Source organism: Chlorobium sp., assembly GCF_021740465.1.
Lineage (GTDB): Bacteria > Bacteroidota > Chlorobiia > Chlorobiales > Chlorobiaceae > Chlorobium.
Genome location: NZ_JAIOZR010000011.1, coordinates 16454 through 32059 on the forward strand (window position 1 = coordinate 16454; position 15606 = coordinate 32059).

Here is a 15606-nt window from a genome sequence, read left to right on the forward strand (position 1 = left end):
CTATCATGATGAAGATAAAACAGATTGAAGGTTCTCTGAGCGCAAGCGGCATCCGTTTTGCCCTGGTTGTTTCACGGTTCAACGATTTTATCGGACAGAAGCTGGTTGAAGGCGCCCTTGACTCTATTCTCCGCCACGGTGGCAGCGAGGAGAACGTCACCATCTACCGATGTCCCGGCGCTTTCGAGCTGCCGATGGTATCCAAAAAAGTCGCCCTGAGCGGCAGTGCCGATGCGGTGATCGCTCTGGGCGTGATTATCAGGGGATCCACTCCCCATTTCGATGTCATTGCAGCCGAGGCGACCAAGGGAATCGCCCAGGTCTCTCTCGACACCATGGTTCCCGTGTCGTTCGGAGTGCTGACTACGGAAAACCTCGAGCAGGCGATCGAGCGGGCCGGAACGAAATCCGGCAACAAGGGGTTCGACGCCGCCATGACGGCGATGGAAATGGTGAATCTCTACCGTCAGTTCTGACTGCTGCCGTACCGGTCGAGATTTGTTTCGATCTCCCTTCTGGATGCCTCCATAAGGGCTTCGACAGTGCTGAACCGGGCCGGTTCGAGAGGTGTTCCGATAACGATCCGCACTTTTCCCCTGTTGATTCTCAGGCTTTTTTTCGGGGTGATCAGGTTGCTGCCGATAATGGTTACCGGCAGCAGCGGGGCACCCCCTTTCTGCGCTACGAGAAACGCACCCCGCTTGAACGGCAGGAGATCCCCCGTTTCCGAACGGGTTCCTTCCGGAAAAATATGCACCGAACGTCCGTTTTTGAGTACATCGGCCGCGGCCAGCAGGCTTTTCAGGGCCTCCCGGTTCTGACCCCGCTTGATCATCACATATCCCGACCGCTTGAGAGCCCATCCGAAAACCGGAATCCTTCCGAGCTCCTCTTTTGCCACAAAACGCAGGTTAAGCCTCATGGCCCCGAGAAGCAGCGGGATATCGGCCATACCGGCATGGTTGCTGATGACCAGATAGTTCCGGTCCGTCCGGTAGTTTTCCGCGCCGATCACCTCGATGGCGATACCGAACACTCTGGCGCTGAATCGGCCCCACCAGGAGGCCAGACGGGCAAAGGAGTCTCCGGTGCGCTCGAATATGCTCACAACGAGCGCGCCGGACATGCCGATGAACATGACCGGGATGATGATGAGAAAAAAAAGCAGTGTGCGCAGGTTCATGCGTTTGTTCCCCCGGTTACCGGTCGAGATGTTTCAGGAAATCGGCAAGCTCCCTGTAGTCCGTGCCGATCAGGTTCGCCTTTTTCTCTTTTTCGAGCACCACCCGAAGCCGTTCGGGAATCTCGATCTTTCGTTCGAGGGCCTCTTCGATCACTTCGAGGAACTTTGCAGGATGGGCCGTTGATAGCACGATGCCCGGCGACCTGTTGCCGCTCTGTTTGCGGTACTCTTCGAGCGCGTGGAAGCCGACGGCGGTATGCGGATCGACAATGTATCCGTAGCGGTTGTAAATATCGCGGATGGCTGCGGTTGTGTCTTCATCGGAAACAGAAATCCCGGTGATGTCGGAGCCCATCGCCCGGTAGTCGTTGTTGTAGAAATGCCGGAGCCTGGCGAAGTTGCTCGGGTTGCCCACATCCATGGCGGTCGAGAGCGTCGCTATGGTCGGCCGCGGTTCATACCGGCCCTCTTCGAGATAGCGGGTGACGCTGTCGTTGGCGTTCGATGCGGCGATGAAATGCCCGATCGGGAAACCCATCATTCTTGCAAGCACTCCGGCGGTAAGGTTGCCGTAGTTGCCGCTCGGTACCGAGAAAACCGGGTTTTCCATGCCGTACTCCGCCTTCAGGTGGAGCGATGCCCACGCATAATAGAATGACTGCGGTATCAGTCGGGAGATATTGATGGAATTTGCCGAGGTCAGGGTAAGCAGCTCCCTGAGTTCGGGGTCGACGAAGGCCTGCTTGACCAGCCGCTGGCAGTCGTCGAAATCACCCTGAACTTCCAGTGCATGCACATTTCCTCCCGCGGTTGTAAGCTGCTGTTCCTGCAGTCGGCTGACCTTGCCCGAAGGGTAGAGCAGCACGACCCTTGTATTGGGGATGCCCTGGAACCCGTAGGCGACCGCGCTGCCGGTATCGCCGGAAGTCGCGACCAGAACGGTGATGAGCTTCCTCTCTTCCGAGGCGAAGTATCCGGTAAGGCGGGCAAGAAACCGGGCGCCGTAATCCTTGAAGGCGAGGGTAGGGCCGGAAAAGAGCTCTTCGATGAAAGTGCCCTTTTCAAGTTCGACGAGAGGCGTTTCGAAGGGGTAGCAGCTGTCGATGATATCGCCGAGATGATCGAGCGGAATCTCTCCGCCTACGAATTTTTTTGCGATGGCGAAAGCGATGCTCCTGAAGTTCCCTCCTTCGAGCAGCTCCAGTTCCGGCAAGGAGAATCCGGGGACACCGGACGGCACGTAGAGTCCCCCGTCGGGAGCGAGCCCTTCAAGCGTGGCTTTTTTTATGGAGACCGGAGTGGATGTCTTATTGGTGCTGAAATAGATCATATGTGCTTGTGAAAAACAGTAAGAATTACAGTATTCTGGCCCCTTCGCTGCAGATGGGCGATACCCACATATCGGAATCGAGGTTTGCTTTTGAAGAGCGGAACGCATGCTGCATGGCAAGGCCGGCCTCTTTTGCGTTTTTTTCCGATGACGAAAATGCGAACAGGGAGGGTCCCGAACCGGCAATGCTGCAACCCAGCGCTCCTGCTTCAAGGGCGGCATGCTTGACTTCGAAGAATCCCGGAATGAGCGGTGCGCGTTTTGGCTCGGCTATCACATCGACCAGCGAGCGGCCGATCAGTTCATAGTCCGAAGTGAGTAGTCCCGTGATGAGCGCACCGACGTTTCCCCATTGCTGGATTGCTGTTTTCAGCGGTATGGTACGGGGAAGAACCGAGCGTGCGAACGAGGTGCGGAGTTCCGTATGGGGATGGACCAGCGTGCAGAAGAGATCTTTGGGCGAAGGTATGGTAATGAGATCGAGCGGCGTATAGCTGCGGATAAGCACGAAATTGCCGAGGATGGCAGGTGCGGCATTGTCGGCATGCGCCGAGCCGCAGGCCACCCGCTCTCCCTCTATGGCGAAATGCACGAGCTCCATTTTTGTACACGGCTGGCCGAGGAGTTCATTTGCGGCGATCAGCGCTGCTGCAGCGCTTGCCGCGCTGCTGCCCATGCCGCTGCTGAGCGGCAGGTTCTTTTTCAGTTCAAGAGCGATATGTCCCGAAAAATCGATATCCTTGTGTGTCCGGATATATTCGAGAAATTTCAGGACGACAAAGCTGGATGTATTTTTCTTCGGATCGAGAGGGAGGGCTCCGCCGTCGCCGGTAATGCTGGTGATGGAGACCGGGCAATCCTCCTTTTTTTCGTCAAGCAGGGTCAGGGTCACTTCATCACCGGGCTCGGTAATGGCAAATCCCAGCACATCAAACCCGCAGGCAACATTGCCGACTGTGGCGGAAGCAAATCCCTTGACCGTTTTCATACTGTTCGCTATAACTTCTCTTTGTCTGGTTAGTCTTTATTCTGTATTGTATTCTGTACAGGGCAGGATTGCCGGAAGCCGTAAAAGCGCGGTCATCAAATTATGCAGAGAATTTGAATAACTAAAAGCTTTTCGTTAAATTTGGCTTTTATTTTTTGAATGGTAAAAGACCGGGTCAGATTTCAAAAGAAGGTAAGCAGAATCTTTCTCTTTTCTTAAAAACAAATAACCAAGCGAATACGATATGTCTACAACAGTCAGGCCTGATGAGGTTTCATCCATACTTCGCAAGCAGCTTGCCGGTTTCGAGTCCGAGGCGGAAGTTTATGATGTGGGAACAGTGCTGCAGGTTGGTGACGGTATTGCCCGTGTGTACGGTTTATCACAGGTTGCAGCAGGTGAGCTTCTCGAGTTTCCCAACAAGGTAATGGGTATGGCTCTGAACCTTGAGGAAGACAATGTCGGCTGCGTATTGTTCGGTGAATCAAACACGGTAAAAGAGGGCGATACGGTCAGAAGAACCGGTATTCTTGCGTCGGTTCCCGTAGGCGAGGCCATGCTCGGCAGGGTTGTCAACCCGCTCGGCGAGCCGATAGACGGCAAGGGCGCCATCGAAACGGAAATCAGGGTGCCTCTCGAACGCAGGGCTCCCGGCGTTATCTTCCGCAAGTCGGTTCATGAACCGCTCCAGACAGGCCTGAAGGCTATCGACTCCATGATTCCGATTGGTCGCGGACAGCGCGAACTGATCATCGGTGACCGCCAGACCGGAAAAACCGCTGTTGCCGTCGATACCATCATCAACCAGAAAGGGAAAGGGGTTTTCTGTATTTATGTTGCCACAGGACTGAAAGGCTCGACCGTTGCCCAGGTGGTCAACACGCTTGAGAAGTACGGAGCAATGGAGTATACCACCGTAATTTCCGCAACGGCGTCGGATCCCGCTCCTCTGCAGTTCATCGCTCCGTTTGCCGGCGCTGCGCTCGGCGAGTACTTCCGCGATACCGGCCGTCATGCGCTGGTTGTCTACGACGATCTGTCGAAACAGGCCGTGGCCTACCGTCAGCTTTCCCTCCTGCTCCGTCGTCCCCCGGGACGCGAGGCATACCCCGGCGACGTGTTCTATCTGCACTCCCGTCTGCTTGAACGGGCTGCAAAGATCACCGACGACATCGAAGTCGCCAGAAAAATGAACGATCTTCCCGATGCCTTGAAGCCGCTGGTCAAGGGCGGAGGAAGCCTTACCGCGCTGCCTGTCATCGAAACGCAGGCCGGTGACGTTTCGGCATACATCCCGACCAACGTGATCTCCATCACCGACGGTCAGATATTCCTTGAGTCCAACCTCTTCAACTCCGGCCAGAGACCGGCCATCAACGTCGGTATTTCGGTATCGCGCGTCGGCGGCGCCGCCCAGATCAAGGCGATGAAGAAGGTTGCCGGTACGCTTCGTCTCGACCTTGCCCAGTTCCGTGAACTCGAGGCTTTCTCCAAGTTCGGTTCCGATCTGGACAAGACCACCAAGGCTCAGCTCGACAGGGGTGCAAGGCTGGTTGAAATTCTCAAGCAGGGCCAGTATATCCCGATGCCCGTCGAGAAGCAGGTCGCCATCATCTTCCTCGGTACCCAGGGACTGCTCGACGCTGTCGAGGTGCCTCATATCCGTCGTTTCGAGGAGGAGTTCCTCAGCATGCTCGAGCACAAGCATCCTGAAGTTCTGAAAACCATTGCTGAAAAAGGTTCGCTTGAAGCCGACACGGCAAAACAGCTGAAGGAGGCCGCCGAGAGATTCGTCAGCTCTTTCAACCAGAAAGTGAAGCCCTGAAGCGCATTGAAGAGCAAGTAAGCATATAATTTATTAACAGACCCTAATACATGCCGACATTAAAGGATATACGTGTACGAATCAAGGGGATAAAATCCACGCAGCAGGTTACCAAGGCCATGAAAATGGTTGCGGCGGCCAAGCTGCGCAGGGCGCAGGAGAGGGCTATCATGGCCCGCCCCTACGCAGGCAAGCTGAAGGAGATGCTTGGCTCCCTTTCGGCGAAAGTGGACACATCGCTCAATCCCCTGCTTTCGAGCCGTCAGGATGTTAAAAAAGTACTGGTGATTCTGATCGCAGCCGACAGAGGTCTGTGCGGAGCCTTCAATACCAACATCATCAAGCTGGCCCAGAAGGTGGTTACGGAAGACTACGCCGCCCAGTACAAAAACGGCGGTGTGAGCCTGATCTGCGCAGGAAGCAGGGGGTTTGACTATTTCCGAAAACGGGGATTCTCCATTGTCAAGGGGTATCCTTCCGTGTTCCAGAACCTCGATTTCAGCGTTGCCAGAGAGATTGCCGAAACCGCTTCTGCAATGTACCTGCGCGGTGAAGCCGACAAGGTTATTGTTGTGTACAACGAGTTCAAAAGCGTGCTTGCGCCTGTCCTGAAAGCCGAGGACCTGCTTCCCATCGCAGCTGAAAGCACAGGAAAGGAGAACAGCGGCGATTATATCTATGAGCCCTCTCCCGCGGCTATCATCGATGAGCTTGTACCCAAGCATCTGAGCACCCAGGTCTGGAGAATGATGCTCGAATCCAGTGCCGCCGAGCAGGCAGCAAGGATGACGGCAATGGATTCCGCAACGGAAAACGCCAAGGAGCTGCTCAGAACCCTCAATATCAGCTACAACCGCGCCCGTCAGGCAGCCATTACCAAAGAGCTGAGCGAGATCGTGGCCGGCGCTGACGCCCTGAAGAACTGACAATGCTCTCTGTTGACCGAATGTGTTGTTTAAAGGCGCCCGCATGGGCGCTTTTTTTTTACGCGGTTCGGTTTTTAAGGGTGATGGGGTTGAAGCCTATCGGGAAATGATGTTTATTTCATAAGTCCGTTTTTCTCGACGGCAAGTTGTATTTTTTACGGACGCTGCTATACTGTTTTTTCGTGAATCTATTGTTCCGGCGCCCAAGGAGCGTTTGAGAGATTTTTGAGGGACCTAATGCGTTAATGAAAGCATGAAGATATACAAGTTCGGCGGGAGCTCGATCGCATCAGCGACAAAAATCAGCAATGTAGCCGGTATCATCCAGAAGGAGTCGAGCCGGACACCACTTATCGTCGTGGTTTCGGCGATTTGGAAAGTAACCGATATGCTTGCCGAGATCGCGGTATTGGCAGGGAAAGGCGATGCGGCTTACCGTGAAAAACTTGAAGGGATAGCTGCATTGCACAGCGGTATCGTCCGTGAACTGTTCCGCGATGCAGTCTCAGCAGAAGAGCCCTGGCTTCAGGAGCTGCTTGCCGAGCTGAAGGATGTGTTGCATGGAGTGTTTCTGCTGAGGGAGCTTTCCGATAAAAGCCTGGCCCTTGTGTTGAGTTACGGTGAGCGGCTTTCGTGCATGATTGTCAGTCGCTATCTGCATGTTTCGGGAACGCCGGCAGAGTGTGTCGATGCTCGCAGCCTGATTGTGACCGATGAGAACCATTGCTATGCCAAAGTCGATCGTCTGGCTACCGGCAAGCGGATTCGCGAGCGGTTCAGCGTATTCGATTCACTGCCCGTTGTCACCGGTTTTATCGCCTCCGCTCCGGATGGAAGCGTGACCAACCTTGGCCGGGGCGGATCCGATTTTACGGCTACAATTCTCGGTGCCGCCCTGCATGCCGAGGAGGTGTGGATATGGACCGATGTTGATGGTTTCTACAGCGCCGACCCCAAGCGGGTGACTGATGCACAGGTTATTCCCGAGATCAGCTATGTCGAAGCGCTGGAGCTTTCCCACGCAGGAGCGAAAGTGCTCCATCCACTTGCAGTGCAGCCGGTCATGAAGGCAGGTATTCCTCTGCGGATAAAAAATTCATTCAATCCGGACAGTCCTGGCACCAGAATTGGCAATGAATCCGGCACGCAGGAAGGACGGCCGGGAACGGTTACCGGTTTGACCTCGATCAACCATGTGGTTCTGCTGAGTCTTTCAGGGAGCGGCATGGCAGGTGTGCCCGGAACTGCCTCACGTCTTTTTACCTGCCTTGCCCGGCACAGCATCAACATTATCTTCATCTCCCAGGCATCTTCGGAGCAGTCCATCAGTGTGGCTATTATGCCCGCACAGGCGATGATGGCCAAGAAGGTGCTCGAAGAGGAGTTTGTACGCGAAATCGATGAGCGCCGGATAGATCCCGTCAGTGTTCGCCGCAACCTGGCAATGGTGGCCGTGGTCGGCAACAAGATGTCCGGTCATCCGGGGGTGTCGGCACAGCTTTTCGAGACGCTCGGCAAAAATGGCATCAACGTGATCGCCGTCGCTCAGGGAGCCAACGAGATGAACATCTCGCTCGTCATCGAAAGTGGCGACGAGGACAAGGCGCTCAACTGCATCCACGAGTCCTTCTTCCTGTCGATGCGCAAGGTGCATGTCTTCATCGCCGGCACCGGAACTATCGCTAAAAGTCTTATCAGCCAGATCCGGCAGCATCGCCTGACCCTGCAGAACGAGATGGATCTTGACGTCGTGGTATGCGGGTTGGCCAATACAAGAGTTATTGTCATTGATGGTGAGGGCGACAGGAAAGATATGGATTACTGGTATGACACTATACATGAAATGCATGAACGCTCTCCACTTGATGGCCGTGCCAGTATTAATGAGTACATCGGGCTGATCAAGGAAGCGAATATGCACAATACAATTGTGGTTGATTGTACTGCAAGCATGCAGGTTGCCGAAAAATATCCCGAGTTGCTTCAGGCAAACATCTCCGTGGCCACGGCCAACAAGCTCGGCATGGCCGGGGATTGGGCTCTGTACCGCAGGATCATTGAGGCCCAGCGATCAAGCAACGCGAAGTTCCTGTATGAAACCAACGTCGGGGCGGGACTTCCGATCATCAGTACGCTCAACGATCTGAAGAACAGCGGTGACCGGATACTCTGCATCGAGGGGGTGCTGTCGGGCACGCTGAGCTTCATTTTCAACGAGCTGCGCAGGGGTGGCCGGTTCAGCGAGATAGTCAGGAAAGCGAAAGACGCCGGTTATACCGAGCCCGATCCGAGGGATGATCTTTCGGGCGCTGACTTTGCCAGGAAGTTGCTCATTCTTGGCAGGGAGCTTGGCTATAAGCTGGATTACGCCGATGTGGAGTGCCAGAGCCTGGTACCAGAATCGTGCCGGGGCGAAATGACCCCCGCCGAATTCCTCGACCGCCTCCCGACCATCGATGACTGGTATGCCGCCGAGATGGAAAGCGCCGCCAGCGAGGGCATGACCATCGCCTATACCGGCGAGCTCAAGGAGGGTAATGCGAAAGTGGGATTGAAGCGCGTTCCAGTCGATAGCCCTGTGGCCGGACTGAACGGCACCGAAAATCTGGTGGTCTTTACCACTGACCGCTACCTCAGGACGCCTCTCGTGGTCAAAGGGCCGGGAGCAGGAGGTGAAGTGACCGCAGGAGGGGTATTCGCCGATATTCTGCGTATAGCAAGTTATCTGGTGTAACGGTAAACATGGTTGCTGAAATCGTTTCAATCGGCGATGAACTGCTCAAAGGCGGAAAGGTCAACACCAATGCCCCCTTCATCGCTTCCGCTCTCGGAGAGATCGGTATACCGGTTTCAAGGATCGTTGCCTGTGCCGATGATGAGGATGCAATAGGCGAGGTGTTTTCGGAATCCCTTTCCAGGGCGGATATTGTTCTCGTAACCGGAGGTCTCGGGCCGACCCGTGACGACCGGACGAAAAAAGCCGCCATGCGGCTTCTCCGGAGAGGCCTTGAAGAGAGTGCCGAAGCGTACGGGAAGCTTTCCGCCTGGTTTTCCGGAAGAGGCCGTTCCCTTCCTGAAAACATGCGCGACCAGGCAATGATTCTGGAAGGATCACGGCTTGTTCCAAACAGTGTGGGAACGGCGGCAGGCATGATTGTGCCCTGCGGCGAACGTTTTCATAACAGCCATCTTGTGCTGATGCCGGGCGTACCGGCCGAAATGCAGGCCATGATGCGCAACACGGTCATTCCTTTTTTTGCCTCCGGGAGCACGACGGTCATACGGCATACGCCCGTCAAAACGGTCGGTATCGGCGAAACCATGCTTGCCGATCTTATCGAAGCCGTGGAAGATGCCCTTCCTGAGGGAACAACCCTCGCCTATCTTCCGCATACGGCAGGCGTAGATCTTGTTGTCAGCACCATCGGTCCCACAAGGGAAATCGTAGAGGAGGACAACCGCCGGGTGGTCGAGGCCGTTCTGTCCAGGGCGGGTCGCTTTGTCTATGCAACCGGCGAGGCAACCCTCGAAGAGACGGTCGGCAGGATGCTTGCCGAAAGCCGCAGGAGCATCGCCGTCGCCGAATCGTGTACCGGCGGGCTTGTGGCAAGCCGCCTGACCGATGTTCCGGGTTCATCAGTATATTTTATTCAGGGTGTGGTGTCGTATGCCAACCAGTCGAAGGAGCGGTTGCTCGGCGTTTCTCCGGAAACCATCGAGCGGCATGGTGCGGTCAGCGAAGCCGTTGCCGAAGAGATGGCTCGTGGCTGTCTTGTGGAGAGCGGTGCCGATGTCGCCGTTTCAACCACAGGTATTGCCGGTCCTTCCGGAGGTACGCCGGAAAAACCGGTGGGGACGATCTGCATCGGTATCGCCGGAAAACTTCCTGACGGCGGTATCGACTCAAGGGCGGCGACATTCCGGATGTACGGCACAAGGCAGCAGAACAAGCAGCGTTTCAGCGAAGCGGCTTTACGGGAAGTATGGAAGTATCTTCAGGAAACAGGGGAGTGACCGGCTGAAGGTTTTTTTAGCCTGCTGCGGCAGGGCGGTTGATGTTTACTCGGGGAAACCAGCAGCGATAAACGTATATACAGGGTTGTAATGGCAAAAATTTCAAGATTACCGGATACGGTTGCCAATAAAATATCGGCTGGCGAGGTTGTTCAGCGGCCGGCTTCGGTTATCAAGGAACTGCTCGAAAATGCAATCGATGCAGGGGCTTCCAGGATAACCGTCATGGTAAAGGATGCAGGCAAGGAGCTTATCAGGGTTATCGATAACGGCTCGGGCATGAGCCGTGAGGATGCACTGCTTTCGGTCGAGCGTTTCGCAACCAGCAAGATTTCGGGAGTCGAGGATCTCGATACCCTGATGAGTCTCGGGTTCAGGGGCGAAGCGCTTGCAAGTATCTCATCGGTTTCCCATTTCGAACTGAAAACCCGGGAATCCTCATCCGCGCTTGCACTCAGGTTTCGTTACGAGGGAGGATCGCTTCTCGAGGAGAGCGAGGTTTCCGGTGAAGAGGGGACTTCGGTCAGCGTAAAGAACCTGTTCTACAACGTACCGGCCCGCCGCAAGTTCCTGAAATCCAATGCGACGGAATTTCGCCATATTTTCGAAACTGTCAGGGCGCTTGCGCTTGCCTACGGCGATATCGAGTGGCGTATGTACAGCGATGACGAAGAGCTGTTTCATTTCAGGAACCCGGATATTCGCGAACGCCTCGACTACTTTTACGGTACCGATTTTTCCGAAGGTCTGCTTGCCATCACCGAGGAGAACGATTATCTATCGATTCACGGATTTATCGGAAAGCCGGGAATGATGAAGCGTCATAAATCCGATCAGCTTTTCTATATCAACCGTCGGATTATCCAGAACCGCATGCTCTCCCAGGCGCTTCAGCAGGCATATGGAGAACTGCTCGCGGAGCGACAAGCCCCTTTTGCGATGCTTTTTCTCGGGATCGAACCTTCGCGTGTCGACGTCAACGTACATCCGGCAAAACTCGAAGTGAAATTCGAGGATGAGCGCAGTGTGCGCAACATGTTCTATCCTGTTATCAAGAGGGCTGTACAGCTCCACGATTTTTCGCCCGATCTGTCGGCAGCTCCCCTTCAGGGAGCGCCTGCCGGGGAGCTCCGTCAGGAGGACGAGGCGCTCTACCGCAGGCTCATGTACCATGAACGTCCGGGGAGGATGTCAACGACGGATGAGCTCTATGAGGGTTTCCGGGAGAACTCCCTTGCATCCGGTTCCCGGCAGCGGCACGAACCGCCACGGCAGGAGGAGATTTTCCCTGTGCGTGAAGCCGAAGAGCGGTGGCGGAAATCGAGCGTCGCGTCTGCCGGCGATGAGGTGCTGACGACCGTTCTCCAGTCGCGTTTTCAGGATGACGACAGTGGCACGGAGCCGGGAGGCGCCGAACCGAAAATCTGGCAGCTGCACAACAAATATATCATCTGCCAGATCAAGAACGGCATGATGATCATCGACCAGCATGTCGCCCATGAGCGGGTGCTCTATGAAAGGGCGCTGGATGTGATGAACCAGAACGTACCTAACTCCCAGCAACTGCTGTTTCCGCAGAAGGTTGAACTTCGTCAGTGGGAGTATGAAGTGTTCGAGGATATCCGCGACGATCTCTACCGTCTCGGCTTCAATCTCAGGGATTTCGGGTCGAGAACCGTTATGATCGAAGGGATTCCCCAGGATGTCCGCTCGGGAACGGAGGTCACCATTCTGCAGGACATGATTTCCGGCTATCAGGAAAACGCCTCGAAGCTCAAGCTCGAAAAACGGGACAACCTGGCGAAGTCCTATTCGTGCCGTAATGCCATCATGGCCGGCCAGAAGCTCAGCCTTGAAGAGATGCGCTCCCTGATCGACAATCTGTTCGCTACAAGGGTTCCCTATTCATGCCCTCATGGGCGGCCGGTCATCATCAAGCTGATGCTCGATCAGCTCGACAGGATGTTCGGACGGACGTAATCCTCCAGGTTGCATGTTTCTGTGAAAAAAACTACATTCAGACGCATACCCTTGTAGCTCAGTGGATAGAGCAACAGTTTCCTAAACTGTGGGTCGGCAGTTCGAGTCTGCCCAAGGGTACCTGTGGTTATTCCCGACACCTTGCAGAACCCAACGAAAGCCGGCAGCCCCATCGGATAACCGATGAGGCTGCTTTTTTTTGTCATTGTCCCAAGCCGGGCCGGAGCGCATTCTTCCGCCGCCATCCTACTGGCAGTTGCTTCCGCCCTGTCCTGCTCCGGCCCCCGATTCCGCTCCTTTTCCCATGTTCGGATTATACTGATCCCAGACCCAGGCGGCTACCGCCTTCAGCTCCGCATCGCTGAGCGCCATCGGCGGCATCAGGCCGAAACGGGTAATGGCTTCGGGATCTACCTTCGAAGAGGCCTTCGAGGGTGTTTTCATGAATGCCGCCATATGGCTGACTCCTGCGGCTTTCGATGCGAACTGCCGGTGGTAGGCCGATGCGATCGGCACGATAGGCGGAGCGCTTTTCGGGGGTGGATTCACCGAGTGGCAGACGCTGCAGTTTCTCTCAAAGACCGCTTTTCCATCGGGAACCGTTGTTGCGCTTTCTGCCTCAGGGGTGCAGACCAGCAGGGATACCAATACAGTCAGTAACCGTTTCATGATCGTTTTTCCTTGTTTTGCGTATCTGGATGTTATGGAACCGGCATGAGCCCGGAATCTGTAAAAAGTAAAGATTTTTTTCTTTGCCGGATAATTTTCGCTCCTCCGGGCGTCATCTTTCCGATATTTGGTATCTTGTTCCTCATATAACGGTTAACCCATCCAAAGCATGAATGATGAAGCTTCTGAGAAACATCGTTGTTATCGTCTCTCTTTTTCTTGTCGTCGACATCGCCCGTTACCTCGTTTATCCTGATGTTGGACGTCTTGTGACGGAAAATCCTTCCACTACCGCGTTCATGGAGTACCGTGAAGAGCAGTGGAAAAGCGAGGGGCTCGACGACAGGAAAATCCGCCAGCGGTGGGTTCCGCTCGACCGGGTATCGCCAAACCTGGTAAAGGCCGTGCTGATCGCCGAGGACAACAAATTCTGGGAGCATAAGGGGTTCGACTATGAAGCCATTGAAAAGGCGATCGAAAAAAATATCGAGGCAAAGAAGTTCGAGTCCGGAGCGAGCACCATCAGCCAGCAGCTGGCCAAGAATCTCTTCCTTTCACCATCGAAAAATCCTGTCCGGAAAATCAAGGAGGCTATCCTGACCTGGAGAATCGAAAAGAGCCTCACGAAACGCAGGATTCTTGAACTGTATGTGAACGTAGCCGAATGGGGGGACGGCATATTCGGTATCGAAGCTGCGGCCCGCCACTATTTCGGCGTCAGTGCCGCCGGCCTTTCCGCTCAGCAGGCATCGCGTCTGGCCGCAGTGCTGCCCAATCCCCTGGAGTATTCACCGGTCAACCCTTCCCGATACGTGAGGAGCCGGGCCCTGCACATCTACGCCATCATGCGAAAGCGGGGTATCGTGGTGCCCGATTATCAGGAGGTTATGGCTCCTCCACCCGATACCACGAAAGTCGATTCCGTCGTTGTCGGGGTTCCGGACTATCTGATCGAGCAGGCCGAATCATCCGACAGCACGGGTATGCGTGCACCTGAAGAGGGGAAACCATCTCCGGGCGGCGGTGGCGTCGGGGAATCGGAAGGAAGTGGCGAACCGGTGCGGGACGACGCATCAAATCCCTGACGGCTCAGGATAACCTAAAGTCAAAAAACCGGAGGATACAACTATGGCTCTGCATCTTGGTGAGGCAACAGGCATCGTCATGCGTACCAGCGCATATCTTTTCTACCGGGCAATGGTCTACGGCGTGCTGGTTGCAGTTGTGGCGGTGTTTCTCGGAATTCTCGTGCTGATCGGCAGCGTGTTTGGAGGCGGTGCGGCGGCCGTGCTCTTTTTTCTTGCACTTCTCGGCGGCGGATTCGGCTTCAGGCTGATCCGTGAGTATGTGCTCTATCTGCTGCAGGCCGGTCATATAGCCCTTATTACCGAAATTGTAGAGAACGGATCGCTTCCTTCGGGCATCTCCCAGACCGCATGGGCAAAGGAGAGGGTAATGGGTTATTTCAGGGAGGTCAGCGTGCTTGCCCTTGTGGATCAACTCATAAAAGGGGTGCTGCGCTCACTCAATCGCACTCTTTTCAACGTTATGCAGGCGCTTCCCATACCGGCGCTTGAAGGTCTGGCTTCGATCGTACAGCGGGTGGTCAACTTCAGCCTCACCTATATCGACGAATCGGTGATCGCCTACACCTTCCGCACAAAGAACAGCAACGTGTTCGATGCGGCAAAATCTGGAATTCTCATCTACTGCCAGTCCTGGAAACCAATCCTGAAGAATGCAGTCGCCCTTACAGTACTGAGCTATGTTTTTGTCGCGATAACGACGATTGTCTTCATGATCCCTTTCGGAGCGGCCGCGCTTTTTCTTCCTTCCTCCTGGTCATTTGCAAAGTTCGCCCTTTTTGTTCTGGCTCTTTTTCTCGGCGTATCGGCAAAATGGATACTGTTCGATCCCGTTGCCTGCACCTCGACCCTTCTGACATTTCTGAAAGAGGCTGAAACCACAAAACCTGATCCGGCATGGGAGGCGAGAATCGAGGCTGTGAGCGACCAGTTCCGCACGCTCAAGGAAAAAGCTGCCGGTATGGCAACGGGAACAGCGATCAATAACGGATGAATCATTGATTGCCCGGTTATTGCAGGGAATAGTACTTTGTTTTTGTATGTTATCTGCGCATATACTTAATTAAAAGCAGCGACATGTGACGGAAACCGTCAAACTGACACGACTTTTCAAGGCTCTTTCGGTTACAACTCGGTTAGAAATGATCGAATTGCTGAAACACCGGTCTCTTTGCGTGAATTCCATTGCCAAAACCCTCGGTATCACTTCTGCAGCGGTGTCGCAGCACCTCAGGGTACTCAGGGATGCCGATCTGGTAGTGGCTGACAGGAGAGGGTATTTTGTGCACTACCGGGTAAATCGTGAAGCTCTTGACCGGATGAAAGACGATGCCGTGCGGTTTTTTCAGCATGAAGATGGCTGAATATCTGACCGGATGCCGATAAGTGTCTTTGCCAAAACCTGTCAATCAATATCATGGAGTACAATTATCATGACACAGGAACAGACGAGCTGTGAAAAGCCTGAAATGCTGAAAGGAAAACCCGAAGAGTGCTCGCCTCAGCAGGTTGAGGAGTGTCACGGAGCCCGGCAGGAGCATGTCTGCCAGACTCCCGCGAACCAGGCTGAAAAGAAAAAATGCTGCTGCGGATCCTGAGCCGGATG

Annotated in this window: 14 protein-coding genes and 1 tRNA gene; 11 read left to right on the top strand and 4 right to left on the bottom strand. The window is 54.7% G+C overall.

Annotated features, from left to right (window positions below; genetic code table 11):
• The first annotated feature begins 8 nt into the window (after window positions 1-8).
• Window positions 9-476, top strand: a complete 468-nt coding sequence (ribE, locus tag K9G39_RS06570) for a 6,7-dimethyl-8-ribityllumazine synthase (RefSeq protein ID WP_292004195.1) — start codon at window positions 9-11, stop codon at window positions 474-476.
• On the opposite strand, the gene K9G39_RS06575 is transcribed toward ribE, so the two are convergent.
• The 3 genes from K9G39_RS06575 to K9G39_RS06585 are packed head-to-tail and all read right to left on the bottom strand — an operon-like array spanning window position 467 to window position 3501.
• Entirely contained in the window at window positions 467-1183 is a 717-nt protein-coding gene (locus K9G39_RS06575) for a lysophospholipid acyltransferase family protein (protein ID WP_292004135.1), read from the bottom strand. The two genes, ribE and K9G39_RS06575, sit on opposite strands and share 10 nt — an antisense overlap.
• 16 nt (window positions 1184-1199) lie before the next feature.
• The gene (thrC, locus tag K9G39_RS06580; RefSeq protein ID WP_292004136.1) at window positions 1200-2513 is read right to left on the bottom strand and encodes a threonine synthase; all 1314 of its coding nucleotides are present in this window, start codon (window positions 2511-2513) and stop codon (window positions 1200-1202) included.
• A gap of 25 nt (window positions 2514-2538) precedes the next feature.
• On the bottom strand, window positions 2539-3501 hold the full coding sequence (locus tag K9G39_RS06585; protein ID WP_292004137.1) for a homoserine kinase: 963 nt from the start codon (window positions 3499-3501) through the stop codon (window positions 2539-2541).
• 244 nt (window positions 3502-3745) lie between these two features.
• On the opposite strand from K9G39_RS06585, the gene atpA reads away from it, so the two are divergent.
• From atpA to K9G39_RS06615, 6 genes are all read left to right on the top strand, one after another.
• Complete coding sequence (gene atpA, locus K9G39_RS06590) at window positions 3746-5326, top strand: F0F1 ATP synthase subunit alpha (RefSeq protein WP_292004138.1); 1581 nt, start codon at window positions 3746-3748, stop codon at window positions 5324-5326.
• Between the two features lie 50 nt (window positions 5327-5376).
• The gene (locus K9G39_RS06595) at window positions 5377-6252 is read left to right on the top strand and encodes a F0F1 ATP synthase subunit gamma (protein WP_292004139.1); all 876 of its coding nucleotides are present in this window, start codon (window positions 5377-5379) and stop codon (window positions 6250-6252) included.
• 253 nt (window positions 6253-6505) lie between these two features.
• Window positions 6506-8986: a bifunctional aspartate kinase/homoserine dehydrogenase I gene (gene thrA, locus K9G39_RS06600; RefSeq protein ID WP_292004140.1), complete on the top strand. Its 2481-nt coding sequence runs from the start codon at window positions 6506-6508 to the stop codon at window positions 8984-8986.
• 8 nt (window positions 8987-8994) lie between these two features.
• The gene (locus K9G39_RS06605) at window positions 8995-10266 is read left to right on the top strand and encodes a competence/damage-inducible protein A (RefSeq protein WP_292004141.1); all 1272 of its coding nucleotides are present in this window, start codon (window positions 8995-8997) and stop codon (window positions 10264-10266) included.
• Between the two features lie 90 nt (window positions 10267-10356).
• A complete protein-coding gene (mutL, locus tag K9G39_RS06610) occupies window positions 10357-12246 on the top strand; it encodes a DNA mismatch repair endonuclease MutL (protein ID WP_292004142.1) in 1890 nt (629 codons plus the stop codon).
• 47 nt (window positions 12247-12293) lie between these two features.
• Window positions 12294-12366 (top strand) — tRNA-Arg (locus K9G39_RS06615).
• Between the two features lie 126 nt (window positions 12367-12492).
• Here K9G39_RS06615 and K9G39_RS06620 read toward each other — a convergent pair.
• Window positions 12493-12915 carry a cytochrome c gene (locus K9G39_RS06620; RefSeq protein ID WP_292004143.1) on the bottom strand — a complete coding sequence of 141 codons (423 nt, stop codon included), beginning with the start codon at window positions 12913-12915 and terminating at the stop codon, window positions 12493-12495.
• Window positions 12916-13091: 176 nt separating this feature from the next.
• Between K9G39_RS06620 and mtgA the strand changes: the two genes are divergently transcribed.
• The 4 genes from mtgA (at window position 13092) to K9G39_RS06640 (ending at window position 15598) form a co-directional block, all read left to right on the top strand.
• Window positions 13092-14000 carry a monofunctional biosynthetic peptidoglycan transglycosylase gene (gene mtgA, locus K9G39_RS06625; RefSeq protein WP_292004196.1) on the top strand — a complete coding sequence of 303 codons (909 nt, stop codon included), beginning with the start codon at window positions 13092-13094 and terminating at the stop codon, window positions 13998-14000.
• 43 nt (window positions 14001-14043) lie between these two features.
• Window positions 14044-14994 (top strand): hypothetical protein, encoded by a 951-nt coding sequence (locus K9G39_RS06630; protein WP_292004144.1) that lies wholly within the window; start codon window positions 14044-14046, stop codon window positions 14992-14994.
• A gap of 85 nt (window positions 14995-15079) precedes the next feature.
• The gene (locus tag K9G39_RS06635; RefSeq protein WP_292004145.1) at window positions 15080-15364 is read left to right on the top strand and encodes a metalloregulator ArsR/SmtB family transcription factor; all 285 of its coding nucleotides are present in this window, start codon (window positions 15080-15082) and stop codon (window positions 15362-15364) included.
• A gap of 69 nt (window positions 15365-15433) precedes the next feature.
• On the top strand, window positions 15434-15598 hold the full coding sequence (locus K9G39_RS06640) for a hypothetical protein (RefSeq protein WP_292004146.1): 165 nt from the start codon (window positions 15434-15436) through the stop codon (window positions 15596-15598).
• Window positions 15599-15606 lie beyond the last annotated feature (8 nt).

Bases quoted from the DNA above. Each gene is read 5' to 3' on its own strand.
- ribE (WP_292004195.1), top strand. From the start codon at position 9: ATGAAGATAAAACAGATTGAAGGTTCTCTGAGCGCAAGCGGCATCCGT.
- K9G39_RS06575 (WP_292004135.1), bottom strand. From the start codon at position 1,183: ATGAACCTGCGCACACTGCTTTTTTTTCTCATCATCATCCCGGTCATG.
- thrC (WP_292004136.1), bottom strand. From the start codon at position 2,513: ATGATCTATTTCAGCACCAATAAGACATCCACTCCGGTCTCCATAAAA.
- K9G39_RS06585 (WP_292004137.1), bottom strand. From the start codon at position 3,501: ATGAAAACGGTCAAGGGATTTGCTTCCGCCACAGTCGGCAATGTTGCC.
- atpA (WP_292004138.1), top strand. From the start codon at position 3,746: ATGTCTACAACAGTCAGGCCTGATGAGGTTTCATCCATACTTCGCAAG.
- K9G39_RS06595 (WP_292004139.1), top strand. From the start codon at position 5,377: ATGCCGACATTAAAGGATATACGTGTACGAATCAAGGGGATAAAATCC.
- thrA (WP_292004140.1), top strand. From the start codon at position 6,506: ATGAAGATATACAAGTTCGGCGGGAGCTCGATCGCATCAGCGACAAAA.
- K9G39_RS06605 (WP_292004141.1), top strand. From the start codon at position 8,995: ATGGTTGCTGAAATCGTTTCAATCGGCGATGAACTGCTCAAAGGCGGA.
- mutL (WP_292004142.1), top strand. From the start codon at position 10,357: ATGGCAAAAATTTCAAGATTACCGGATACGGTTGCCAATAAAATATCG.
- K9G39_RS06620 (WP_292004143.1), bottom strand. From the start codon at position 12,915: ATGAAACGGTTACTGACTGTATTGGTATCCCTGCTGGTCTGCACCCCT.
- mtgA (WP_292004196.1), top strand. From the start codon at position 13,092: ATGAAGCTTCTGAGAAACATCGTTGTTATCGTCTCTCTTTTTCTTGTC.
- K9G39_RS06630 (WP_292004144.1), top strand. From the start codon at position 14,044: ATGGCTCTGCATCTTGGTGAGGCAACAGGCATCGTCATGCGTACCAGC.
- K9G39_RS06640 (WP_292004146.1), top strand. From the start codon at position 15,434: ATGACACAGGAACAGACGAGCTGTGAAAAGCCTGAAATGCTGAAAGGA.